A 23903-nucleotide genomic window follows, 5' to 3' on the forward strand; every position below is an offset into this window, starting at 1 on the left:
AATTTTATAAAATAAATTATTTTTTTGGTTTTTCTTTTACTTCTTCAAATTCCGCATCAACAGCTGTTTCTTCGGATTTTTTTGTATTTTCAGGTTTATTATTATTTTCTTGATTTTGTGCTAAATTATTAAATTTAGAATTTAATTGTAAAATTTTTTGAATATTTTTATTAATTTCTTCTTTATCTTCACCTTTTAAAGATAAATCTAAATTTTTTAAAGTAGTTTCAATTTCATTTTTATCTTCTACATTTAGTAATGTATTATATTTTTGTAATTGTGTTTTAGTACTATGTGAAATTTGATCACCTTGATTTCTAATTTTAATTAATTCTTCAAATTGTAAATCTTTTTCGGAATTTTCTTGAGCTTCAGAAATCATTTTTTTAATTTCTGATTCGTTTAATCCAGATGATGCTTTAATAGTAATTTTTTGTTCTTTATTAGTAGCTTTATCTTTTGCAGAAACATGAAGAATACCATCAGCATCAATATCAAAAGTCACTTCTATTTGTGGTATACCTCGTGGTGCCGCTTGTATTCCATCTAAATTAAATTGTCCTAAAGATTTATTATCTGAAGATCTTTTTCGTTCACCTTGTAAAACATGAATGGTTACGGCAGATTGATTATCTTCTGCTGTTGAAAAAATTTGACTATGTTTAGTAGGAATTGTTGTATTTTTTCCTATTAAAGTAGTCATAACTCCACCCATAGTTTCTATACCTAAAGATAATGGAGTAACATCTAATAACAACACATCTTTTACATCACCAGATAAGACGCCTCCTTGTACAGCTGCACCTACTGCAACAGCTTCATCAGGATTTACATCTTTACGAGGAGCTTTTCCAAAAAATTCTTCTACTTTTTTTTGTACTAAAGGCATCCGTGTTTGACCACCAACTAAAATAATATCGTGTATTTCAGAAATTTTTAATTTGGCATCTTTTAAAGCCATTTGTAAAGGTTTAATAGATCTAATAACTAAATCTTCAACTAAAGATTCTAATTTTGATCGAGTAACTTTAATGTTTAAATGTTTAGGACCTTGTGAATTTGCAGTAATATAAGGTAAATTAACATCAGTTTGTTGAGCAGAAGAAAGTTCTATTTTTGCTTTTTCAGATGCTTCTTTTAATCTTTGCATAGCTAAAGAATCATCTCTTAAATCAATTCCTTGTTCTTTTTTAAATTCTTGAACTAAAAAATTTATTAAACGATTATCAAAATCTTCTCCTCCTAAATGCGTATCTCCATTAGTAGCTAGAACTTCAAATGTTTTTTCTTTATCAACATCATCAATTTCTATAATAGAAATATCAAAAGTTCCACCCCCTAAATCATATACAGCAATAATTCTATTTCCTTTTCCTTTATCTAAACCATAAGCTAAAGCAGCAGCAGTAGGTTCATTAATAATTCTTCTTACAGTTAAACCTGCTATTCTTCCTGCATCTTTAGTCGCTTGACGTTGGGCATCATTAAAATATGCTGGAACAGTAATTACTGCTTCTGAAATTTTTTCTCCTAAATAATCTTCAGCAGTTTTTTTCATTTTTTTTAATACTTCTGCAGAAATTTGGGGAGGTGCAATATTTTCATTTTTAATTTTTATCCATGCATCTCCATTTTCAGATTCGGAGATTTCATAAGGCATAATTTTTATATCTCTTTGAACTTCTTCATCTCGGAATTTTCTTCCAATTAATCGTTTAATAGCAAATAAAGTGTTTTTAGGATTAGTAATAGCTTGTCTTTTAGCGGGTTGTCCAACTAAAATTTCATTTTCTGCAGTATATGCAATAACTGATGGTGTTGTTCTTTCTCCTTCAGAATTTTCTAAAACTCGTGCAGTAGTACCATCCATAATAGCAATACATGAATTTGTAGTTCCTAAATCAATTCCAATAATTTTACTCACAATATGTTATCCTTATAATTAAATAAAATTTTATAATATTATATTTTAAAACTATAAAATTAAAAAATTTATAATTCTTTAAAGAGAATACTAATGTAATGGGGTCATTTTGTTAAGCATCAAGGGGGGTCTTTACAAAAATATGTTTTTTAAAATTAAAATAATAGTTTTTTAATTTTAAATTTTATTTTAAAAAAATATAATTTCTATAATTATATGATTTTATGTAATATTAAAATATTAAGGAATTTTTATGCAAAATTATTGTTTTTTTTATTTTATTATAATTAGTATTATATTATGTTGTTCAATATTATTAATTAGTTTTATTTTAGGAGGAAAATCATATTCACATTATAAAAATTTTCCTTTTGAATGTGGTATGCCATCTTTATATAATTCTAGATTTCAAATGTCTATTCAATATTATGTAATCGCAATATTGTTTGTGATATTTGATACTGATATATTATATTTATATACTTGGTCAATTAGTATACATGAATGTGAATGGTTTGGATTTTTAGAAGCGATTTTTTTTATTTTATTTTTATTAATTACATTGTTATTTTTAGTGAAAATGAAAATTATTAAATAAATTTTTTATAAAATTTTTTTTATAGAAATTTTTTTGTTATAAATTTTTTTGAGATAATAAAATTATGGAATATACTTTAACTCCTGTATTTGAAAAAAATAAAGAACGTATTAAAAAAGAAATTAATGTTTCTGATCCTTTTAAAAAAATGATTGAAAAAAACTTTTTTTTTGGAAAATTATCTCAATATTTACATATGTTAGTTAATTGGGGTCGTAAAAATTCATTATGGCCATATAATTTTGGATTATCTTGTTGTTATGTAGAAATGGTTAGTGCTTTTACGTCAATACATGATGTATCGAGATTTGGTTCCGAAGTATTACGTTCTTCCCCACGTCAAGCGGATTTTATTGTTATTGCGGGTACACCTTTTTTAAAAATGGTACCTATTATACAGAGAATATATGATCAAATGTTAGAACCAAAATGGGTGATTTCTATGGGTGCATGTGCTAATTCTGGAGGAATGTATGATGTATATTCTGTAATTCAAGGTGTAGATAAATTTTTACCGGTTGACATATATGTTCCAGGATGCCCCCCAAGACCAGAAGCATATATGCAAGCTCTTTTATTATTACAAAAATCTATTACTTTAGAAAAAAGACCACTATCTTGGATTATTGGAGATCAAGGAATTTATAAAGCTAAAATAAAATCAAAAAAAAAAAATATATAATATTTTAGAAAATTTTTTTGTTTTTAAAATAATATTTTTATGTTTTTAAAATTTATTTTATTTTTTTTTTTAAAATAACATATAAATTTTTTAATTTTTAAAAATGAGAATACATTAAAAATGTTAGAATATTTAAAAAAACCCATCATACAAGATTTATTTAAATTTTTTGGAAAATCACGTTTTTTAATACAAAATTCATCTTTAAATTTTCCAGTTTTTTGGATTCTTTCAAGTGATTTATTAAAAATTTTAAATTTTCTTTATTTCTATAAATTTAATTCATATAATTTTTTATTTGATTTACATGGAGTTGATGAACGTTTACGAAAAAATTCTTCTAAATTACCTCAAGCAGATTTTTCTGTATTTTATCATATTATTTCTTTAAAAGATAATAGTGATATTATGTTTAAAATTGCTTTATCTGAAAATAATTTACAAGTGCCTACTATTACATCTTTATTTGTAAACGCTAATTGGTATGAATGCGAAACGTGGGAGATGTTTGGAATAGTTTTTATTGGTCATCCTAATTTAAGACGTATTATTATGCCAAATAATTGGAAAGGATTTCCAATGCGTAAAAATTATCCTTGTCGAGCTACTGAAGAACAAAAACTTTTTTTTACTTTAAAAGAAGAACAAACAGCAATAGATATGTTATCTTTTAAACCAAAAGAATGGGGCATAAAAAATGATAAAACAGGATTTAAATATATGTTTTTAAATCTTGGCCCTAATCATCCATCTGCGCATGGTGCATTTCGAATTTTATTACAATTAGAAGGAGAAAAAATTATAGATTGTATGCCAGATATTGGTTATCATCATCGTGGAGCAGAAAAAATCGCAGAACGACAAACATGGCATAATTATATTCCTTATACTGATAGAATAGAATATTTAGGAGGTTGTTTAAATGAAATGCCTTACATATTAGCAGTAGAAAAATTAGCTAATATTATAGTTCCAAAAAGAGTTGAAGTAATTCGAATAATGTTATCAGAATTATTTCGTATTAATAGTCATTTATTGTTTATTTCTACCTTTATACAAGATACAGGAAGTATGAGTACAGTTTTTTTAGCATTTACAGATAGACAAAAAATTTATGATTTAATTGAACTAATTACTGGAGCTCGAATGCATCCTGCTTGGTTTCGAATTGGAGGAGTAGCTAAAGATTTACCGAAAAATTGGGATGTAGTTTTAAAAAAATTTTTACAATGGATGCCTAAAAGACTAAAATTTTATATTGATGTAGCATTAAAAAATAGTATTTTAATCTCTAGATCTCAAGGGATAGCTTCTTATACATCTCAAGACGCAATTAGATGGGGTGTTACTGGAGCTGGATTAAGAGCTACTGGAATTGATTTTGATGTTAGAAAAAAAAGACCTTATTCAGGTTATCAAAATTTTGAGTTTGAAATTCCTATAGGTTCAGGTCTTAGTGATGCTTATACTCGTGTGATGTTAAAAGTAGAAGAGATTTATCAAAGTTTGAAAATTTTAACACAATGTTTAAAAAATATGCCATGTGGTCCTTTTAAAGCTGATCATCCTCTTACTACTCCACCTGAAAAAAATAAGTCTTTTAAAGATATAGAAACTTTAATAACTCATTTTTTATCGATGTCTTGGGGAATTATTTTAAAACCAAATGAAAGTTTCCAAATGGTAGAAGCTTCAAAAGGTATTAATAGTTATTATTTAATTAGTGATGGCGAAATTTCTAGTTATAGAACTAGAATTAGAACTCCTAGTTTTCCTCATTTACAACAAATTCCTTCAGTTATTAAAAATTCAGTTATTTCTGATTTAATAGTATATTTAGGAAGTATTGATTTTGTTATGTCAGACGTAGATCGTTAATTTTAGAGTGTGTTTTATGTATAAACGGGAAAATTTAATGTGTGAATTAAGTAAAAAAGAAATTTTTAAAATACAATACGTAAAAAATAAATACCCATATGTTCAAGCTTCTATAATAGAAGTTTTAAAAATAGTACAAAAAGGTCATGGGTGGATATCAGATTCATTACTTCAAGAAATATCTAATATTTTAGAAATTTCTAGTTGTGAAATTGAAGGAATTGCTACTTTTTATAGTCAAATTTTTAGAAAACCAGTTGGAAGAAATATAATTCGTTATTGTGATAGTGTTGTATGTTTTTTAAATGGTTGTAATCAAATTAAAAAAACATTAGAACAAATTTTAAATTTAAAAATAGGACATACAACACAGGATTTTCGATATACTTTATTACCAACTTGTTGTTTAGGTGCATGTGATCAAGGGCCTGTAATTATGATTAATAAAGATTTAATTTATAAAGTTAAAAAAAAAATAATTTTAAAAATTCTGGATGTATATAAATGAAAAAAATTAAATTAACAAATGAAACGCATCCTTTAACATGGCGTTTAAATTCTAAAATTTCGCCTATTTGGATCAAAGAATATATTAAAACAAATGGATATTTAGCTATTTTAAAAACTTTAAAAAATTTTCAGCCTAATGAAATTATTAATTTAATTATAAATTCTAAATTAAAAGGTAGAGGAGGTGCTGGATTTCCTACAGGTGTTAAATGGAATTTAATGATGAATAATACGAAAAAAACGCGCTATTTAATATGTAATGCAGATGAAATGGAACCGGGTACTTATAAAGATAGGTTTTTATTAGAAAATTTACCTCATCAGCTAATTGAAGGTATGTTAATTGCAGCATATGCTTTAAAAGCCTCTTGTGGATATATTTTTTTACGTGGTGAATATTACGTTGCGGAAAAAAATTTAAAAAAAGCATTAAAAGAGGCAAAATATTATGGATATTTAGGTACAAATATATTAAAAAAAAATTTTAATTTTAATATTTTTTTACATACTGGAGCAGGAAGATATATTTGTGGAGAGGAGACTGCATTAATTAATTCTTTAGAAGGAAAACGAGCTAATCCAAGATTTAAACCACCATTTCCCGCTTTCTCAGGATTATGGGGTAAACCTACTTGTATTAATAATGTAGAAACTTTATCTAATATTCCTTCTATTATTATGAATGGAATTTCTTGGTATCATAATTTATCAAATAGTGTTGATACAGGTACTAAAATAATAGGTTTTTCAGGATTAGTAAAAAATGCAGGTTTATGGGAATTACCATTAGGAATTTCAGCTAGAGAAGTATTAGAAGATTATGCTGGAGGAATTAGATCTGGTTTTTTTTTAAAAGCATGGCAACCAGGTGGAGCTGGAACAAGTTTACTAACTGAAAAACATTTGGATGTGAAAATGGACTTTGTAAGTTTACAAAAAATAGGTAGTAGATTAGGAACAGGATTAGCTATGGCAATAGATAACTCTATAAATATTGTGTCATTAGTATTAAATTTAGAAATTTTTTTTTCTCGTGAATCTTGTGGTTTTTGTACTCCTTGTCGTGAAGGATTACCATGGACTGTTAAGATTTTAAAAAAATTAGAAAAAAAACAAGGAAATAAAGGAGATATAGAATTGTTAGAAGAAATTTGTGAGAATTTAGGACCTGGAAAAACTTTTTGTGCTCATGCACCAGGAGCAATATCTCCATTAAAAAGTGCAATTAAATATTTTCGTTCAGAATTTGAAAAAGGAATTTTTTTATCGCCTAATTCGTTTCAAAATATTTTAATAGATTCTTAATTTTTTTAAGAAAACTTTTTGATTTAGTATAAAATATAAAAAATTTTTAAAAAATAATTTTTAAAAATTTGTATAAAATTTCAAATAAAAAAATTTTGGAGAAAAAAGATTTAATGTTAACTATTTATATAGATAAAAAAAAATTTATTACATCACGTTTTGGAAATTTGTTAGAAATTTTTTTATCTCTTGGATTGAATATTCCTTATTTTTGTTGGCATCCTAGTTTAGGAAGTATCGGGTCTTGTCGGCAATGTGCTGTTAAAATTTATAAAGATGAAACTGATCGTATTGGTACTATTGTAATGTCTTGTATGACATCTGTACTTCCAAACATGAAAATTTCTGTTTTAGATTCAGAAGTTTTGAAATTTCGAAAAAGTATTATTGAATTTATGATGTTAGAACATCCTCATGATTGCCCAGTATGTTCAGAAGGTGGTAAATGTCATTTGCAAGATATGACTGTATTAAATCAACATCATAGGAGACGTTATCAATTTAAAAAACGTATTTTTAAAAATCAATTTTTAGGACCTTTTATACAACATGAAATGAATCGTTGTATTACATGTTATCGTTGTGTTAGATATTATAAAGATTATGCTGGAGGAAAAGATTTTGGAGTATATGGAAGTAGTAATAAAATTTATTTTGGTAGATTTAAAGATGGATTTTTAGAAAGTGAATATTCAGGAAATTTAGTTGATATTTGTCCTACTGGAGTATTTACGGAAAAAAAAGAACATAATATTTATGCTCGTAAATGGGATATTAAATATACACCTAGTATTTGTCCACATTGTAGTATTGGTTGTAACATTAGTATAGGTGAACGTTACGGAAAAGTTTGTGTTGTAGATAATCGTTTCAATTTTGATATTAATAAACATTTTTTATGTGATTTAGGTCGATTTGGATATGGTTATTTGAATAATAAAAAAATTTCTTTTACTCCTCTTCTTAATTTCAAGAAAAATAAAAAAAAAATTTCTAATATAGAAGCGATTAAATTAATTATTAATTTAAAAAAAAAATATAAAGAAAAAATTTTTGGAATTGGGTCTTCAAGAGCTAGTTTAGAAAGTAATTTTGCATTACGTACATTAGTCGGAAAAAAAAATTTTTTTTCAGGAATGGATAAAAAATTAAATAAATGCATGTCTTTTATAATAAAAATTTTAAAAAATAGTAATATTTATATTCCTACAATAACAGAAATTGAAACATATGATGTAATTTTAATTTTAGGAGAAGATTTAACTCAAACAGCATCTCGTGCAGCATTAGCGGTAAGACAAGCTATAAAAAATATTTTTTTGAAAAAAAAAAAAATAGAAAATATTGAATTATGGAATTCTGAAGCTATAAAAACTATTTTTCAAAATAAAAAAAATTCTTTATTTATTACTAGTACAGATATAACAAAATTAGATGACATTAGCGAATATACTTATTATGCACCTGTAGAACAACAAATAAAATTTGGTATTTTAATTTTAGAATGTTTACAAAAATTATATTTTAAACAAACTATTGATGAAAAACATTTTTCAAAAATAATAATACATATCGCTCAATCTTTATTAAATTCTAAAAAACCGTTAATTATTTCAGGAGCGAGTAATATAAATTTATCTTTATTAAAAATAGCACATAATTTGGCTGCTTTTTTAAAAATATGTAGTCCTGAAATAGGATTAATTTTATTTCCTTCTTTTGTAAATAGTGTCGGTGTTTCATTATTAAATGGTTTTTCTTTTAAATTTCTTTTAACACGTATTATCAAAGAAAAAATAAAAATTTTAATTATTTTAGAAAATGATATTTCTCTTTTTTTAAAAAATAAAGATTTTTTACAATTAACAAATAATATTAAAAATATTATTGTTATAGATCACAAAAATTCTAATACAGTTTTAAAATCTACTATTTTTTTACCATGTTCAAAGATTTCTGAAAGTACTGGGACATTTGTAAATTATGAAGCTAGAGCTCAAAGATTTTTTAAAGTTATAGATTCTAACTTTTACACAAAAACATGTGTTGTATTAGAAAGTTGGCGTTGGTTGCATGCACTCTATAATGAAGAAACTAATTTTAAGGTTATTAATTCATATACTTTAGATGAAATTTTTTTAAATTGTATAAAAAAAATTTTTTATTATAAAAACGATAATAATACAATTTTTCATTCTCAAACACATATTTTAAATCAAAAAATTTTGCGATCAACGAATCGTTTTAGTGGTAGAACGTCTTTTTCTTCTAATATAACTGTTCATGAACCTTTATATTCTAATGATTTAGATTCAACATTTACTTTTTCTTTAGAAGGATCTTCTTCGAAAAAAGAAAATTTTTCTCATATTCCTTTTACATGGTCTGCAGGTTGGAATTCAATACAATCTTTATATAAAACGCCTTCTTATTATCAAAAAAAAGAAAAAAAATATCAAAATGGATTACTTTTGTTATCTAAAAGAAAAAAATATAATTTTTCTTTATTTACTATCATTCCAAAACTATTGACTTTTAAAAAAAATGTAAAAGAGTTTGTAATTTTTCCATATTATAAATTATTAGGTAGTGAAGAAATAAGTCAAAATTCAAAAGAAATTAAAAAAATAATTAAAGAAAGTTATATCATTTTAAATATTATAGACGGAAAATCGTTACAATTAAAGAATTATGATTTATTAAAATTTACGATTGACTTAAAAAAATTTAAATTTCCTGTTTTATTTTCTAAAAAAACAAGTTTAGGAACTATAGGTTTACCAATCGGAATCTTTAATCTTTCTTTTTCTTTAATCGGAAAAAAAATTTTTAATTTAAAAAAGGTTATAAAAACATGAAGTGTTTTAGTTGTTTGTTAAAAATTTTTGCTAATTTTTTTTTAATAAGTATTATTATTATGATTATTATTTTAAGTGCAGCTTTTTTAAGTATTATTGAAAGAAAATATTTAGCATATTTTCAAAATCGTTGTGGTCCAAATCGTGTAGGTTGGAATGGATGGTTACAAATTCTTGCGGATGGTATAAAAATTTTGTTTAAAGAAGATTGGATACCTCCTTTTAGTGATAAATGTATTTTTGTTATTTCACCTATTATTTCATTTTTATCATTATTATTTGTTTTATTTACAATTCCATTTACAAAAAATTTTTTTATAATAAATTTAAATATTGGAATTTTATTTTTTTTAATGATGTCTTCAATTTCTGTATATGGAGTTTTATTAGCTGGATGGTCTAGTCAAAATAAATATTCATTGTTAGGTGCTATTAGATCTGCAGCCCAAACGTTAAGTTATGAAGTTTTTTTAGGGTTGTCAATTATGGGTGTGGTAGCTCGTGCAAAATCTTTTAATATTTTAAAAATTATAGAAAGTCAAAAAACAATTTGGAACGTTGTTCCTCAATTTTTTGGATTTATAACTTTTTTTATTGCTGTTCTTGCAATTTGTCATCGTCATCCTTTTGATCAACCTGAATCAGAACAAGAACTAGCTGACGGATATCATATTGAATATTCTGGAATGAAATTTGGTATGTTTTTTATTGGTGAATATATTTCTATGATTACCGGTTCAGCTATGATAGTTAGTTTATTTTTTGGTGGATGGATGGGTCCATATTTTCCTGGATATATATGGTTTTTAATAAAAATATTTTTATGTTTATTATTTTTTATTTTATGTCGTGCATCTTTACCTCGTCCGAAATATAACGATGTAATGTTATTTAGTTGGATTTACATTTTACCTTTGACATTATTAAATTTACTTTTTACTGCTTTCTTTTTATTATATTTTAATAAATAATTTGGAATATTTATGTACTTTAAACATTTTTTTTTAAAAATATTCAGTCAAATTCGAAGTTTGTTATTAATTTTTTTAAATATTTTTGAAAAATCAGAAACTAGATTATATCCTGAAGAAAATTTAAGATTGTCATCTCGATATCGAGGAAGAATTATTTTAACATGTACACCAAACGGTGAAGAACGTTGTGTTGCATGTGGTTTATGTGCTGCTGTTTGTCCAGTAGGTTGTATAGCATTAGAAAAAACAGAACAGAAAAATGGTCGATGGTTTTCAAAATTTTTTAGAATTAATTTTTCTAGATGTATTTTTTGTGGATTATGTGAAGAAGCATGTCCTACTGCAGCGATTCAATTAATACCAGATGTGGAATTAGGCGATTTTAAACGAAAAAATTTAATATATGAAAAAAATAATTTATTAATTTCAGGTACTGGGAAAAAGAAAAAATATGATTATTACGTTTTTTCTGGAGTTACATTAAAAAATGTTTCAATGGGAAAAAAATTGCATAGAAAAAATAAAATAGATATTAAATCTTTATTACCATAATGATAGATTAAGGAATTTTTATGAATTATTTATTTTACTTATTAAGTTTTTTAGCTATTTTTTTTACTTTTTTATCAATTTTTACAATTAATTCAATATATGCTTTATTATATTTCATTTTATCTTTATTTTCTATTTCAGGATTTTTTTTTTTATTTGGAACTCATTTCATTGGAGCTCTTGAAGTAATTATTTATTCAGGAGCAATCATGGTTTTATTTTTGTTTATAATTATGTTAATTAATATTAAAAAAGAAAAAAAAATAGAAATATTTTCTAAAAAAAATTTTTTGTATCATATAATTTTTATGTGTTTATTTGGATTTTTCATAAGCGTATATAGTTATATGTTCTTTACTTATTGGAATAAAAATATAATTTTTAAACAATATAATTTAAAAAATATTGGTATTTTTTTATTTCGAGATCACGTATTTATTGTAGAATTAGCATCTTTAATTTTATTTACTGCGATTATTTTAGTGTATTTTTTTATTAATTTATATAAAAAAAATAATAATTATTAAAAAGGAAAAAAATATATGATATCTTTATATAAGAGTCTTTGGGTATCTTTAACATTGTTTTTATTAGGTTTTTGTTCTTTAATTATTCGTCGTAATTTATTTTTTATATTAATTAGTTTAGAGATTATTATAAATTCTATTGCTTTTTTTTGGGTAATAGTAGGAGAATACTGGAGAACTCTAGATGGACAAATTATGTATATTGTAATTATTACTGTTGCTGCAGCGGAAGCTAGCATTGCATTAATTATTCTTTTCAATATCTCTCAATATTATAAAACATTAAATCTTGATAAATTAAGTGAGAAACATAAATGATTTTTGTGAATTTAGCTATATTTTTTCCTTTTTTAAGTTTTTTATTATTATTATTTAATAAAAATTTATTTTCTAAAAAAATAATTTATTTTATAGGAAATTTTTTTGTTTTTTTATCTTTTTTGTGTGTAATAAAAACAACTTTTCTTTTATATTATCATCCGCAAACATTAATAATTCCTTTATGGTCGTGGATAAAATGTGATTTATTTAATATAAAATTTAATTTTATTATTAATAAAAAATCTATTTTGTTACTTGATATGGTTACTTTTATTGGTTTTTTAATTAATTTTTTTTCTATTTGGTATATGGAAAAAAACGATGATATATCTCGTTATTTCGCATATATTAATTTGTTTATTATGTGGATTGAAATTTTAATTTTATCTGACAATTTGTTATTAATGTTTTTTAGTTGGGAAGGTGCAGGATTATGCTCATATTTGTTAATTGGTTTTTATAAAAAAAAAATTGAAAATGGTTATTCAGCATTAAAATCTTTTTTAATAACTCGATTTACTGATTCTTTTTTATTAATTGCAATGTTTTTAATCATACAAAGATATCATACTTTAAATTTTTTAAAATTAAAAAATGTTGTTTTTTACAATTCTTTAATATTAAAAAATCATTTTTATAATCATATTATTTCTTTTTTTTTATTATTAGGTGCTATCGGAAAATCTGCTCAAATTCCAGTTCATATTTGGTTGTTAGATGCTATGGTAGGTCCTACACCGATTTCAGCATTGTTTCATGCTGCTACTATGGTTACATTAGGTATTTATTTAATTATAAAAACTTATTATTTTTTTTTATTATCTCCTATAATTTTAAAATTTTTGATTTGGATAGGAGTATTTACATTAATAATTTCAAGTTTTACTGCAATTTTTCAATCTGATTTAAAAAAAATTTTGGCTTATTCTACAATGAGTCAAATGGGATATTTATTTTTATCATTAGGAATTAAAAATATTCATGCAGCTTTTTTACATTTATTATCTCATTCATTTTTTAAAGCATTATTATTCTTAGCTTCTGGTTCTTTAATTAAAAACTTGAATTATGAACGTAATATTTTTAAAATAAATGTTTCATATAAAAATTTTAAAATTATTTTTTTTAGTTTTTTTGTTGGTTGTTTATCTTTATTATCATTTCCATTTATAACTTCTAGTTTTTACAGTAAAGAACAAATCTTTGTTTCTCTTTTAAAATCTAATCATTTTTTTGTTTTGTCTTTAGCAATGTTAGGTACTTTTTTTACAAGCATTTATACATTTCGTGTATTTTTTTATATTTTTAATTTTTCAGTTTTTGATTCAAAATACATTAAAAAGAATGATATTTTACAAAATTTTTCGTTAATTATTTTAAGTATTTCTTGTTTACCTGTAACATATTTTGGGATTCAGAAATTTTATAATTTTTCATCTATTTCTATGATAATTAATGAAATTTCATGGAAAATGAGTATTTTTACATTTTTAATTTCGATGTTAGGTGGAATTTTTTTATATATGTTTAAAAAATTTTTTCAAGATATATGTTTTTTTTATCGAAGAAAAAATTTTATAAAATTTTTTCAAAAAGTTATTAAAAAAGATTGGTATTTTAACAAATTATATAAAAAATTATTTTGTTTATTTTTTTTTAATTATATACAATTTTTTAAAAAAAATTATTTAGAAAATTTTTTTGATATTTTTTCGATTTTAATAAAATTTTTGAGTAATTGGAAATTATTAGAAAATAAAAAAAAATTTTCTTGGTATTTCAGCATAATTATTATAATAAATATAATTATTTTATTAATGTGTATATATTTTTTTTAAATTTTTAAGTTTTAAAAAAAATTTTTTAAAAAAATATAATTTTTTAATTTTTTAAAATATTTCGGAGTAACATAATAATGTTATTATTGTTTTTTATTGTAGTACCTTTTTTTAGTTCTATTATATGTTTATTATTTTTTAATAAAAAAACTATATTACCTTTTTTTATTACTTTGTTAACTTCTGTAGGTTGTTTAATAGTATCTATTTATATTTTTTATAAAAAATTTTTTTTATTGAATAATTTATCTAATAATAGTTTGTTTTTATTAGATTTTCAAAAGATTTGGTTGCCAGAATTTGGAATTTCGTTTCATTTAAGGTTAGACAGTTTATCATTATTAATGATTATTTTAACGTCTTTAATAAGTTGTATTGCAGTTATGTGTGATTGGAATATAAATTATAAAAATTCTGGATTATTTTATTTTTATTTTTTATTAACAATATTAGGTTTTTTTGGAGTGTTTTTATCTGAAGATTTATTTTTATTTTTTTTGTTTTGGGAATTAACAATTTTTCCGTTATATTTTTTAATTTTGTATTGGCATAATGAAGAATTAAATATTCAATTTGTTTCTCAAACAATAAAAAAATTTTTTGTTTATTCTCAAATATCTGGAATGTTTTTATTAATTTCAATTTTATATTTAGTTCAAGAATATTATAATTTAACAGGATTATTGACTTTTGATTATTTAATATTACAAAAAGTAATTTTGCCTTTTAATAAAGAATTTTTTTTAATGTTAGGTTTTTTTCTTGCTTTTATTATTAAAATGCCGATCTTCCCATTTCAAGATTGGTATTCTAATATTCATCTTTGTACTCCTGCTTCAGGTTCAATTGATATTTTAGGTTTTTTATTAAAAACTTCTTTATACGGTTTTTTACGTTTTAATTTATGCTTTTTTCCAAATGTGTTATCAATTTTTTTTAAAATTGGAAATTTTTTAAGTTTTTTAACTATTTTTTATAATATTTTTTTAGTTTATACACAGAATAATATTAAAAAAATTATTACTTCTTTGTCAATGATACATATTGGAATAATTTTTTTAGCATTAAATAATATAAATCAATTTTCTTATCAAGGAATGTTTTTATATTTTGTATCTTGTACTTTAATAACATCTGCATTATTTATTATAATAAAAAATTTAAAAGAAAACTTCAATACTTATAATATTTTTTCTTATATAAAACTTTCTCAAAATTTTACTTCTTTATCATCCTTTTTTTTATTTTTTTTATTGATTAATATCGGAATACCTGGAACAGGAAATTTTAGTGGAGAAATTTTAATATTGTTAGGATCTTTTTTAATCTCCCCAATATTAGTTAGTATTGTAGTTTTTAATTTATTATTTTTAGTAGGTTTTATATTAAAAATAATTGTTTCAATGTATTATGGACCTGAAAATAAAGTTTCATTTATTCAAAAAAACGTATTTTTTTCATATATTTTGTTATATTGGATAATTTTTTTAATTTTTTTAATTGGTATTTTTCCTCAAATAGTTTTTAATTTTTCTACATCTTGGTTTACTTTTATCTCTCAAAAAAATTTATTTTTTCTTATTTAATAAGGTTTCAATAAATGATATTAGATATTTTTAAAACTTTTATACCTATTTTTTCGATTGCAATTTTAATATTTTCTATCATTATTATTATGTTAAATATGTCATTATATAAAAATTTTTTTATTAGTTATTATACAGTTTTATTAAGTTTAATTTTTTGTGTTATTTTTTTATTTTTTCCTAATTATAAAATTTTTTTTAGTTTATCAAAATTTATTATTTATGATAATTATACTCGTATTTTTTTAGGATTATTATATATTTCAGGATTTTTTACTTGTATTTTTATAAAATATTTTCTCAATTTTAATTATGTTCAAAAAGAAATTTTTTATTTATTTTTATTAATATCAATTATTGGAGGTATTATAGTTAGTTTATCAACACATATTATTTTATTTTTAATGGGTATGGAATTATTATTTTTACCAATAATAGGTTTGATAAATTGTTCAAATACAAAATATACATTAATTATTTCTATAAAATATTTTTTTGTTTCTATATTAACAACTTCTTTTATGTTATTAGGATTTGCGTTTTTATATTTAATATATGGAAGTTTAAATTTTTCTAATATTTTTTCTTATTTTATATTATGTAACAATTCAGTTACTAAAGTATTAATTAATATCAGTGTTTTGTTTATTTTAATTCCTATTTTTTTTAAATTGTCTTTATTTCCATTTCATTTTTTTTTACGTGATATATATAAATTTACTTTTTCTCCAGTCTTAATATATTTTACAACAGCAACAAAAATTTCTTTAATTCTTTTTTTAACTCATTTTCTTTCAAAAATTTATTATTTAAAAAATTATATTATTACTTATCAAATTTTATTTTTTTTTATAATACTTTCAATATTTTTTGGAAATTTTTTAGCGTTTTTTCAAAAAAATATTAAAATTGTTTTGAGTTATGCTTCGATTTCTCATACAGGTTTAATATTAATGCTTCTTTTAAATAATTCTTTTTTAAATAAAATTTTTCCAGAATTTATATATAGTATAATAAGTTACATATTAAGCACTATTTGTTTTTTTAGTATTTTAAGTATTTTAGAATATCAACAAGATAAAAAAAAACAAAATATACAGTATCATTCTTTGAAAGGATTATTTTGGTATCATCCAGTGTTTGGAATTATTATAACAATTTTATTATTTGTATTTTCTGGTTTTCCATTAACTTTAAATTTTTGGGGAAAATTTTATTTATTAAGATTTGCAATTAAAAAAAAATTATGGTTTTTATTATTTTCTTTAGTATATAGTAGTTTTTTTAGTATTTTTTGCTATTTTCCGTTTTTACAAAATATATATTTATTTCCTGAAAAATTTAATGCATTATTTTTTCAAAAAACATTCAAAATTTCAAAAATTTATATTATTATGATAATTTTTTTGATTAGTACATTAGTATTTTATGGATTTTTTCCAAATATTTTAAAGTTTTAACATTTTTTAAAAAACATAATAATTCAAATTTTAAAAATCTCTCAAATATTTTTTTGAGAGATGAAATTATTAATTTTTTTTTAAAAAGAATTTTTAAACATTTCTGAAATTGATTTTTCTTTATTAATTCTTCTGATAGCTTCCGCTAAAATTGGTGCTACTGTTAAAACACGTAAATTTTTTAATTTTTTTATTTCTGATGATAATGGAATTGTATTACATACGATTATTTCATTGATTTTTGATGTTTTTAAATTTTTTACAGCATTTCCAGAAAATACAGGATGAGTTGCATAAGCTAAAATTTTTTTTGCTCCTTTTTTTTTTAAAGCTTCAGCTGCTTGACATAATGTAGAACTGGTGTCAATCATATCATCAATTAAAATACAATTTCTATTTTTTACATCTCCAATAATATTCATAACTTGTGAAACATTAATTTGAGGTCTTCTTTTATCTATAATTGCTATATCTGAATTTTTTAATAATTTAGATATTTCACGAGCTCTTATAATTCCACCAATATCTGGAGAAATAATCATTGGTTTAGATAATTTTGTTTTTAGAATATCTTGTAATAAAATTAAACTACCAAACATGTTATCAATTGGAATGTCAAAAAAACCTTGAATATGTTCCGCATGTAAATCAATAGTTAAAATATGATTAATACCTACATGTGATAAAATATTTGCGATTACTTTAGCTGTAATAGGAACACGAGAAGAATGTATTCGACGATCTTGTCGCGCATATCCAAAGTAAGGTATAACAGCTGTTATTTTTCTGGCTGATGCTCTTTTTAAAGCATCTGCCATAATTATTAATTCCATTAAATTATCATTAGCAGGAACACAAGTTGATTGTATTAAGAAAATATCATATCCTCGAATATTTTCATTAATTTGTACACTAATTTCACCATCACTAAATTTACTAACTTTAGATTTTCCTAATTGTAAGTTTAAACATTGTGCAATTTTTTTTGCTAATTTTGGAATAGAATTTCCTGTAAATAATTTTATTTCTGACATATTAGAACCATGTATTTAATTGAGAAAATATAAAAAACATATTTTAGATTTTTAAATAATAAAATTTTTAAAATAAAAATTTTTTATAAAATATTTTTTAATATAAATTATTTTAAATATTATATTTTAATTATTATGGTAAAATAATATTGTATTCTTTTAAATTTAATAATATTCTATATTATAGAAAATTGTAGCATATTTAAAAGATTATTATCATGTTTCAAAAAATATAAAATGTTCAAATATTTTCTTTTACAAAATATTATATAGTCATTTAATTTAGTTTTAAAAAATAAAATAGTTTTTTATTTTGAATAAATTTAAAATGTTTAAATGTGATTATATATAATAGGATATATAATTGTTATGAATAAGTCTTTATTACAAAAATTAGAAAATTTATCTAAACGTTATAAAAAATTAGATAAATTATTGCAAAATAATTATAAAAATTTGACACGTTTAGAATATATAAAATTTTCAAAAGAATATTCTAATTTAAGTATTTTAAATAATGTTTTTATGTTGTGGAAAAAATCTTTAATACATATTAAACAAACAGAATTGTTATTATCTGATATTGAATTAAAAAATTTAGCAATAAAAGAATTAATTATTTTAAAAAAAAAAAGTAATGATTTATTAAATAAATTGAAATCTTTATTAATACCTATAGATCCTCAAGATAATCATAATTGTTATATTGAAATTCGCGCTGCTACTGGAGGAGATGAAGCAGCATTATTTTCCAGAGATTTATGTAAGATGTATATTTTGTATGCTGAATTAAATTTATGGAAAGTAGAGATAGTAAGCAAAAATATTGGTGAATATGGTGGTTATAAAGAAATTATTTTAAAAATTATTGGTCAGGGTGCATCAGGAAAATTAAAATTTGAATCTGGAGGTCATCGTGTTCAAAGAATTCCTCAAACTGAATCTCAAGGTCGAATTCATACTTCTTCTTGCACAGTTGCTGTTATGCCTGAATTTAAACAATCTAAAAAAATAATTTTAAAAAATTCAGATTTAAAAATAGATACTTTTAGATCTTCAGGAGCTGGTGGTCAGCATGTTAATACTACAGATTCAGCCGTTCGAATTACACATATACCTACTGGATGCGTGGTAGAATGTCAAGATGAACGATCACAACACAAAAATAAAGATAAAGCTTTATCAGTTCTTTTATCTAAAATTCATACTCTTCAATTACAAAAACAACGTTTAAAAAGTTCTTTAATGAGAAAAAATTTATTAGGAACTGGTACTCGTACTGATCGTAATCGTACTTATAACTTTCCTAAAAATCGTGTAACAGATCATCGAATTAATTTAACATTGTATAGATTAGATGAAATTTTATTAGGTAATTTAGATTTATTAATTCTACCTATATTACAAGAATATCAAACAGATCTTTTGTTAAATATATAATTTTTGGATATTATTATGATAATTTTTGATTGGTTTTTATCTGCAACAAATAGATTATTTAACAGTCTTAGTCCTCAGTTAGATGTTTATCTTTTATTACAATATGTTTTGAAATATACTTCTATACAATTAATGATGGTAGAAGAAAAAAAAAATTAACAAAACAAGAAATAGAAATTTTAGAATCATTATTAAAACGACGAATTAATGGGGAACCTATTGCATATTTAATTCATCAAAAAGAATTTTGGTCATTAAAATTATATGTGAATTCTTTTGTTTTAATTCCTAGAGTTGATACAGAAATAATAATAGAACAAGTTTTAAAAAAAATTAATAATTTTTCTTTAAAAATTTTGGATTTAGGTACAGGAAGTGGTGCGATTGCAATAGCATTATCTTATGAATGTCCAAAATGTTATGTTATAGGTATTGACAATAATTTTTTTTCTCTGATGGTTGCTAAAAAAAATGCTTTATCTTTAAAATTATTGAATATATTTTTTTTATATAGCAATTGGTTTTCTGAGTTGCATAAAAAAAAATTTCATATTATAGTAAGTAATCCTCCTTATTTGTCATTTTTAGATTTTAAAAAATTATATTCTAATTTATTATATGAACCTTATTTTTCATTAGTCTCAGGAAATTCAGGTTTAGAACATATTAAATATATTATAAAACAATCTCCTAAATTTTTATATAATAATGGATGGCTTTTTTTGGAACATGATTATAAACAAACTAAAATTATACAATACTTTTTTAAAAAATATAATTTTTTTTCTATCAAATCATATCGAGATTATAATGGATATTATAGAGTAACATGTGGAAAATATGTGTATTAATTTTGAATTTAAAAGTAATTTAAAAATAACTTTTTTAAATTTTAATAAGTAAAATTTTTATATATAAAAATTTTTATAATAATTTTATTATTTAAAATATTAAAAAATATAAAATATTTTAAATAATTAATTTTTTTTATTTTTTAAATAAATTTTTTAATAATTTTTTATTTGAAAAAATTTATTTGATTATTAAATTTTAATAATTTTTTTAAAGAATTAATACTTAGGAAATATATGATAGATTTAACAAAAATTGATTTTTTAAATACTTCAATTTTTGATATTATGATTGAAATAATGTCAGAAATTAAAAAAAATTTTTTGAAAAATTTTATTAAAAAGGAAATAATAAAAAACATTTATAGTTTAGAAAAAGTATTATGTCATGAAGATACTGAAATAAAAAAGATTCAAAAAATTTTAAAATATTTTTATACTATTTGGAATTTTAAAGAAATTGATAAAAAACATAAAGTTTCAGAAATTATTTGGTTAGATGCTGTATTTAAATTTAAATATGGTACTTCTTTTACTTTAGGAATAATTTTATTACATTTTTTTTCATATTTTAAATTACCTGTTTTTCCTGTTTTATTTCCTACTCAATTAATTTTAAAATTTATAAATATAGAAAATGAAATTTTTTTTTTAAATCCAGTAAATGGAGAATTCATAAATACTCACATTTTAGAATTATGGTTAAAAGGGAATATTAGCCCTACTTGTAAATTATGTTTAAAAGATTTAAAAATTTCAAAATCTACTCAAGTTATTCAAAAAATATTAAATATTTTAAAAATTGCTTTAATAGATGAACGTAAAATAGAATTATCTTTAAAAGTTAGTGAAATTTTATTAAAATTATATCCAAAAGATCCATATGAAATTCGCGATCGCGGTTTAATATTTTCTCAATTAGATTGTTATCATGTAGCTGTAAAAGATTTATTATATTTTGTAGAAAATTGTCCAGAAGATCCTATTAGTGAAATTATTAAAGCGCAAATACGAACTATTGAAAGAAAATTAATTATTTTTCATTAATTTTTTTAAAAATATTAATATAATATATTATTTTTTATAACATTTTTTTTAAAAAAAAATATAGATAATTTATTATTTTTAATATTAAAATTTTTTAAAAATGGTATTTATTTTTTAATAAAAAAGATTTTTTTTATTTTTTAAAAGGATTAACAAATGGAAAAAAAAGTAATTTTAGTTTTAAATTGTGGTAGTTCTACTATAAAATTTTCAATTATTAATTTTAAAAAAAAAATTTTTTTGAAAGGAGTTATAGATTATTTAAAAACTTCAAAAGTTTGTGCAATGTGGACTCATTTAAACTTTTCAAAAGAAATTTTTTATTTTAAAAAAAAAATTACTTATAAAATTGGATTAAAATTTATTTTTAATTTATTGAAAAATCAATTTAAAAAATATTATAATAATATCATAGGAGTTGGTCATCGAGTAGTTCATGGAGGCGAAGAAATAAAAAAAACTTCTTTAATTACAAAAGAAATTTTAATAAAAATTAAAAAATCTAGCATTTATGCTCCTTTACATAATCCTAATAATTTATTAGGAATAAAAAATTCTTTAAAATATTTACCTCATTTATCTGATAAAAATGTTGCTATTTTTGATACTACTTTTCATTCTACTATACCTAAAATTGCTTTTTTATATGCTATTCCTTATTTTTTTTATAAAAAACATAAAATACGCCGTTATGGAGCTCATGGGATTAATTATTTGTACATTACACAAAAAAGTGCTGTTTTATTAAATAAAAATATTTATTCTACAAATTTAATTATTTGTCATTTAGGAAATGGTGCTTCTATTACGGCAATTGTAAAAGGAAAATCAGCAGATACTTCTATGGGATTAACACCATTAGAAGGATTAGTTATGGGAACTCGATGTGGTGATTTAGATCCTTCTATTATTTTTTATTTATATGAAATTTTAAAAATTCCTATTAAAAAAATTAAAAAAATTTTGATGAAAAAATCAGGATTATTAGGATTAAGCGAAATAAATAGTGATTTTAGAATTTTAGAAAAACAATATAAAGACAATATTCAAACTGAAATTTCGATTAAAATTTTTTGTTATCGTTTATCTAAATATATCGCAAGTTATTTTGTTCCTTTAAATGGAAAAATAGATGCATTAATTTTTACAGGTGGTATTGGAGAAAATTCTGGATTAATTCGTAAAAAGATTATTAAAAAAATTCAATTTCTTGGTTTTAAATTAGATAAAATAAAAAATATAAATAATAATTTTCAAAAAAATTCATCTATTCATCAAGAAAAAAGTATTCCAATTTTTGTTATAGCAGCTGATGAAGAAAAAATGATTGCTTCTGAAACGTTTAAAATATTAAAAAATTGTGAACAAAAATAAAATTTTTTGTTATAAAATTTTTATTTAATACATTTTTTTAAAAATATTTAATTTTTTTTATTACTAAAATGGTTTAATTATGTGTGAAAATATTGTAAAAAATTTTAAAAAATTATTAAAAAAAAAAGCTAAAGAAAAGTTAAGAACTATTATTTTTCCTGAAAGTTATAATAAAAAAATTTTACAAGCAGTCTCTATTTGTATGACTGAAAATTTAATTAATTGTGTACTTTTAGGTAATAAAAAACGAATTTTTTTGTTATCAAAGGTTTGGAAAATTCCTTTGAAAAAAAATATTAAAATTATTAATCCTAAAAAAATATATCTTAAATATTTAAATCGTTTAATGTTTTTAAGATCTAAGAAAGGAATGAATATAGAATTAGCAAAAGAACTTTTATTAAATAATTCAATTATTTTATCTATTATGATTTTAGAATCTGGAAAAGTTGATGGAATGGTAGCAGGGATTGAGCATATGACTTCTGATGTTATTCGTCCTACATTGCAATTAATTCAAGCAACAGTTAAAAAATCATTTGTGTCTTCTATGTTTTTTATGTTATTACCAAAAAAAATTTTATTATATGCTGATTGTGCATTAAATATTAGCCCTAATTATGTACAGTTATCAAAAATAGCATTACAAACTGCGGATACTGCTTCTCAAGTATTGATAAAACCACGAATTGCTATGCTTTCATATAACACAGGTATTTTAATAAAAAACGAAATGACTCAAAAAATTATTCAAGCAATTAATTTAGTTAAAAAAACAAAAAAAAATATAATAATTGATGGCCCTTTACAATATGATGCAGCTATTAGCACGACAGTCTCTAAATTAAAAAGTCCAAATTCTCCTTTGAAAGGCAAATCAAATATTTTAATTTTTCCAGATTTAAATTCTGGTAATATTACTTATAAAGCTGTCCAACGTTCTTCTGGTATTATTTCTATTGGACCAATTTTACAAGGTCTTTTAAAACCAGTTAATGATTTATCTCGAGGTGCATCTGTAACAGATATTGTATATACCGCAATTTTAACTGCAATACAAGTTTCTTCTGAATAAATTTTTAAAATTTTTAAAAAACTTTTTTATATCGATTTAAAAGAAAAATATAATTTTAAAAAATTATAT

21 protein-coding genes are annotated in these 23903 nt (G+C 21.7%); 19 read left to right on the top strand and 2 right to left on the bottom strand.

All coding sequences use genetic code 11. The features are described from left to right. Window positions 1-16: 16 nt before the first annotated feature. Window positions 17-1924 carry a molecular chaperone DnaK gene (gene dnaK, locus BTSPAZIEG_RS00525; protein ID WP_075472420.1) on the bottom strand — a complete coding sequence of 636 codons (1908 nt, stop codon included), beginning with the start codon at window positions 1922-1924 and terminating at the stop codon, window positions 17-19. 253 nt (window positions 1925-2177) lie between these two features. Here dnaK and ndhC point away from each other — a divergent pair, with 253 nt between their 5' ends. The 13 genes from ndhC to BTSPAZIEG_RS00590 all read left to right on the top strand — a co-directional run bounded on the left by ndhC (window position 2178) and on the right by BTSPAZIEG_RS00590 (window position 17013). Then, a complete protein-coding gene (gene ndhC / locus BTSPAZIEG_RS00530; protein WP_075472422.1) occupies window positions 2178-2522 on the top strand; it encodes an NADH-quinone oxidoreductase subunit A in 345 nt (114 codons plus the stop codon). A 64-nt stretch (window positions 2523-2586) separates the two neighbouring features. Then, window positions 2587-3204 carry a NuoB/complex I 20 kDa subunit family protein gene (locus tag BTSPAZIEG_RS00535; protein ID WP_075472424.1) on the top strand — a complete coding sequence of 206 codons (618 nt, stop codon included), beginning with the start codon at window positions 2587-2589 and terminating at the stop codon, window positions 3202-3204. Window positions 3205-3324: 120 nt separating this feature from the next. Then, window positions 3325-5082, top strand: a complete 1758-nt coding sequence (gene nuoC, locus BTSPAZIEG_RS00540) for an NADH-quinone oxidoreductase subunit C/D (RefSeq protein WP_075472427.1) — start codon at window positions 3325-3327, stop codon at window positions 5080-5082. A 16-nt stretch (window positions 5083-5098) separates the two neighbouring features. After that, window positions 5099-5590 carry an NADH-quinone oxidoreductase subunit NuoE gene (nuoE, locus tag BTSPAZIEG_RS00545; protein WP_231937941.1) on the top strand — a complete coding sequence of 164 codons (492 nt, stop codon included), beginning with the start codon at window positions 5099-5101 and terminating at the stop codon, window positions 5588-5590. Continuing rightward, entirely contained in the window at window positions 5587-6897 is a 1311-nt protein-coding gene (gene nuoF, locus BTSPAZIEG_RS00550; RefSeq protein WP_075472429.1) for an NADH-quinone oxidoreductase subunit NuoF, read from the top strand. The genes nuoE and nuoF overlap by 4 nt, the downstream gene beginning before the upstream one ends. Before the next feature lie 113 nt (window positions 6898-7010). Further along, window positions 7011-9755, top strand: coding sequence for an NADH-quinone oxidoreductase subunit NuoG (nuoG, locus tag BTSPAZIEG_RS00555; protein WP_075472431.1), 2745 nt, complete (start codon window positions 7011-7013; stop codon window positions 9753-9755). Beyond that, window positions 9752-10726: an NADH-quinone oxidoreductase subunit NuoH gene (nuoH, locus tag BTSPAZIEG_RS00560; protein WP_075472433.1), complete on the top strand. Its 975-nt coding sequence runs from the start codon at window positions 9752-9754 to the stop codon at window positions 10724-10726. The genes nuoG and nuoH overlap by 4 nt, the downstream gene beginning before the upstream one ends. A 12-nt stretch (window positions 10727-10738) precedes the next feature. Further along, window positions 10739-11281 (top strand): NADH-quinone oxidoreductase subunit NuoI, encoded by a 543-nt coding sequence (nuoI, locus tag BTSPAZIEG_RS00565; RefSeq protein ID WP_075472435.1) that lies wholly within the window; start codon window positions 10739-10741, stop codon window positions 11279-11281. A gap of 20 nt (window positions 11282-11301) precedes the next feature. After that, window positions 11302-11808, top strand: a complete 507-nt coding sequence (locus BTSPAZIEG_RS00570; protein ID WP_075472437.1) for an NADH-quinone oxidoreductase subunit J — start codon at window positions 11302-11304, stop codon at window positions 11806-11808. 15 nt (window positions 11809-11823) lie between these two features. Further along, window positions 11824-12126, top strand: a complete 303-nt coding sequence (nuoK, locus tag BTSPAZIEG_RS00575; RefSeq protein ID WP_075472439.1) for an NADH-quinone oxidoreductase subunit NuoK — start codon at window positions 11824-11826, stop codon at window positions 12124-12126. Continuing rightward, complete coding sequence (locus tag BTSPAZIEG_RS00580) at window positions 12123-13967, top strand: NADH-quinone oxidoreductase subunit L (protein WP_075472441.1); 1845 nt, start codon at window positions 12123-12125, stop codon at window positions 13965-13967. Before nuoK ends, BTSPAZIEG_RS00580 begins: the two co-directional genes overlap by 4 nt. A 77-nt stretch (window positions 13968-14044) precedes the next feature. Beyond that, window positions 14045-15553, top strand: a complete 1509-nt coding sequence (locus tag BTSPAZIEG_RS00585; protein ID WP_075472443.1) for a complex I subunit 4 family protein — start codon at window positions 14045-14047, stop codon at window positions 15551-15553. A gap of 14 nt (window positions 15554-15567) precedes the next feature. Beyond that, entirely contained in the window at window positions 15568-17013 is a 1446-nt protein-coding gene (locus BTSPAZIEG_RS00590; RefSeq protein ID WP_075472445.1) for a proton-conducting transporter membrane subunit, read from the top strand. An 80-nt stretch (window positions 17014-17093) separates the two neighbouring features. On the opposite strand, the gene BTSPAZIEG_RS00595 is transcribed toward BTSPAZIEG_RS00590, so the two are convergent. Continuing rightward, entirely contained in the window at window positions 17094-18038 is a 945-nt protein-coding gene (locus BTSPAZIEG_RS00595) for a ribose-phosphate pyrophosphokinase (protein WP_269447315.1), read from the bottom strand. Between the two features lie 378 nt (window positions 18039-18416). On the opposite strand from BTSPAZIEG_RS00595, the gene prfA reads away from it, so the two are divergent. The 6 genes from prfA to pta all read left to right on the top strand — a co-directional run bounded on the left by prfA (window position 18417) and on the right by pta (window position 23834). Next, on the top strand, window positions 18417-19487 hold the full coding sequence (gene prfA, locus BTSPAZIEG_RS00600) for a peptide chain release factor 1 (protein ID WP_075472449.1): 1071 nt from the start codon (window positions 18417-18419) through the stop codon (window positions 19485-19487). Window positions 19488-19502: 15 nt separating this feature from the next. Further along, complete coding sequence (locus BTSPAZIEG_RS02130; protein ID WP_154017294.1) at window positions 19503-19646, top strand: hypothetical protein; 144 nt, start codon at window positions 19503-19505, stop codon at window positions 19644-19646. Window positions 19647-19690: 44 nt separating this feature from the next. Continuing rightward, entirely contained in the window at window positions 19691-20338 is a 648-nt protein-coding gene (gene prmC / locus BTSPAZIEG_RS00605; protein ID WP_231937944.1) for a peptide chain release factor N(5)-glutamine methyltransferase, read from the top strand. A gap of 237 nt (window positions 20339-20575) precedes the next feature. Continuing rightward, window positions 20576-21385 (top strand): tetratricopeptide repeat protein, encoded by an 810-nt coding sequence (locus BTSPAZIEG_RS00610; RefSeq protein ID WP_075472451.1) that lies wholly within the window; start codon window positions 20576-20578, stop codon window positions 21383-21385. A 156-nt stretch (window positions 21386-21541) separates the two neighbouring features. Further along, window positions 21542-22759, top strand: a complete 1218-nt coding sequence (locus tag BTSPAZIEG_RS00615; RefSeq protein ID WP_075472453.1) for an acetate/propionate family kinase — start codon at window positions 21542-21544, stop codon at window positions 22757-22759. A gap of 79 nt (window positions 22760-22838) precedes the next feature. Next, the gene (gene pta, locus BTSPAZIEG_RS00620) at window positions 22839-23834 is read left to right on the top strand and encodes a phosphate acetyltransferase (RefSeq protein WP_075472455.1); all 996 of its coding nucleotides are present in this window, start codon (window positions 22839-22841) and stop codon (window positions 23832-23834) included. Window positions 23835-23903: the final 69 nt, after the last annotated feature.

This window comes from Buchnera aphidicola (Tuberolachnus salignus) (assembly GCF_900016785.1).
GTDB classification, from domain to species: Bacteria; Pseudomonadota; Gammaproteobacteria; order Enterobacterales; family Enterobacteriaceae; genus Buchnera_F; species Buchnera_F aphidicola_M.

Excerpts from the sequence above, each read along its gene's own strand:
- ndhC (WP_075472422.1), top strand. The coding sequence starts at position 2,178 with ATGCAAAATTATTGTTTTTTTTATTTTATTATAATTAGTATTATATTA.
- BTSPAZIEG_RS00535 (WP_075472424.1), top strand. The coding sequence starts at position 2,587 with ATGGAATATACTTTAACTCCTGTATTTGAAAAAAATAAAGAACGTATT.
- nuoC (WP_075472427.1), top strand. The coding sequence starts at position 3,325 with ATGTTAGAATATTTAAAAAAACCCATCATACAAGATTTATTTAAATTT.
- nuoE (WP_231937941.1), top strand. The coding sequence starts at position 5,099 with ATGTATAAACGGGAAAATTTAATGTGTGAATTAAGTAAAAAAGAAATT.
- nuoF (WP_075472429.1), top strand. The coding sequence starts at position 5,587 with ATGAAAAAAATTAAATTAACAAATGAAACGCATCCTTTAACATGGCGT.
- nuoG (WP_075472431.1), top strand. The coding sequence starts at position 7,011 with ATGTTAACTATTTATATAGATAAAAAAAAATTTATTACATCACGTTTT.
- nuoH (WP_075472433.1), top strand. The coding sequence starts at position 9,752 with ATGAAGTGTTTTAGTTGTTTGTTAAAAATTTTTGCTAATTTTTTTTTA.
- nuoI (WP_075472435.1), top strand. The coding sequence starts at position 10,739 with ATGTACTTTAAACATTTTTTTTTAAAAATATTCAGTCAAATTCGAAGT.
- BTSPAZIEG_RS00570 (WP_075472437.1), top strand. The coding sequence starts at position 11,302 with ATGAATTATTTATTTTACTTATTAAGTTTTTTAGCTATTTTTTTTACT.
- nuoK (WP_075472439.1), top strand. The coding sequence starts at position 11,824 with ATGATATCTTTATATAAGAGTCTTTGGGTATCTTTAACATTGTTTTTA.
- BTSPAZIEG_RS00580 (WP_075472441.1), top strand. The coding sequence starts at position 12,123 with ATGATTTTTGTGAATTTAGCTATATTTTTTCCTTTTTTAAGTTTTTTA.
- BTSPAZIEG_RS00585 (WP_075472443.1), top strand. The coding sequence starts at position 14,045 with ATGTTATTATTGTTTTTTATTGTAGTACCTTTTTTTAGTTCTATTATA.
- BTSPAZIEG_RS00590 (WP_075472445.1), top strand. The coding sequence starts at position 15,568 with ATGATATTAGATATTTTTAAAACTTTTATACCTATTTTTTCGATTGCA.
- prfA (WP_075472449.1), top strand. The coding sequence starts at position 18,417 with ATGAATAAGTCTTTATTACAAAAATTAGAAAATTTATCTAAACGTTAT.
- BTSPAZIEG_RS02130 (WP_154017294.1), top strand. The coding sequence starts at position 19,503 with ATGATAATTTTTGATTGGTTTTTATCTGCAACAAATAGATTATTTAAC.
- BTSPAZIEG_RS00610 (WP_075472451.1), top strand. The coding sequence starts at position 20,576 with ATGATAGATTTAACAAAAATTGATTTTTTAAATACTTCAATTTTTGAT.
- BTSPAZIEG_RS00615 (WP_075472453.1), top strand. The coding sequence starts at position 21,542 with ATGGAAAAAAAAGTAATTTTAGTTTTAAATTGTGGTAGTTCTACTATA.
- pta (WP_075472455.1), top strand. The coding sequence starts at position 22,839 with ATGTGTGAAAATATTGTAAAAAATTTTAAAAAATTATTAAAAAAAAAA.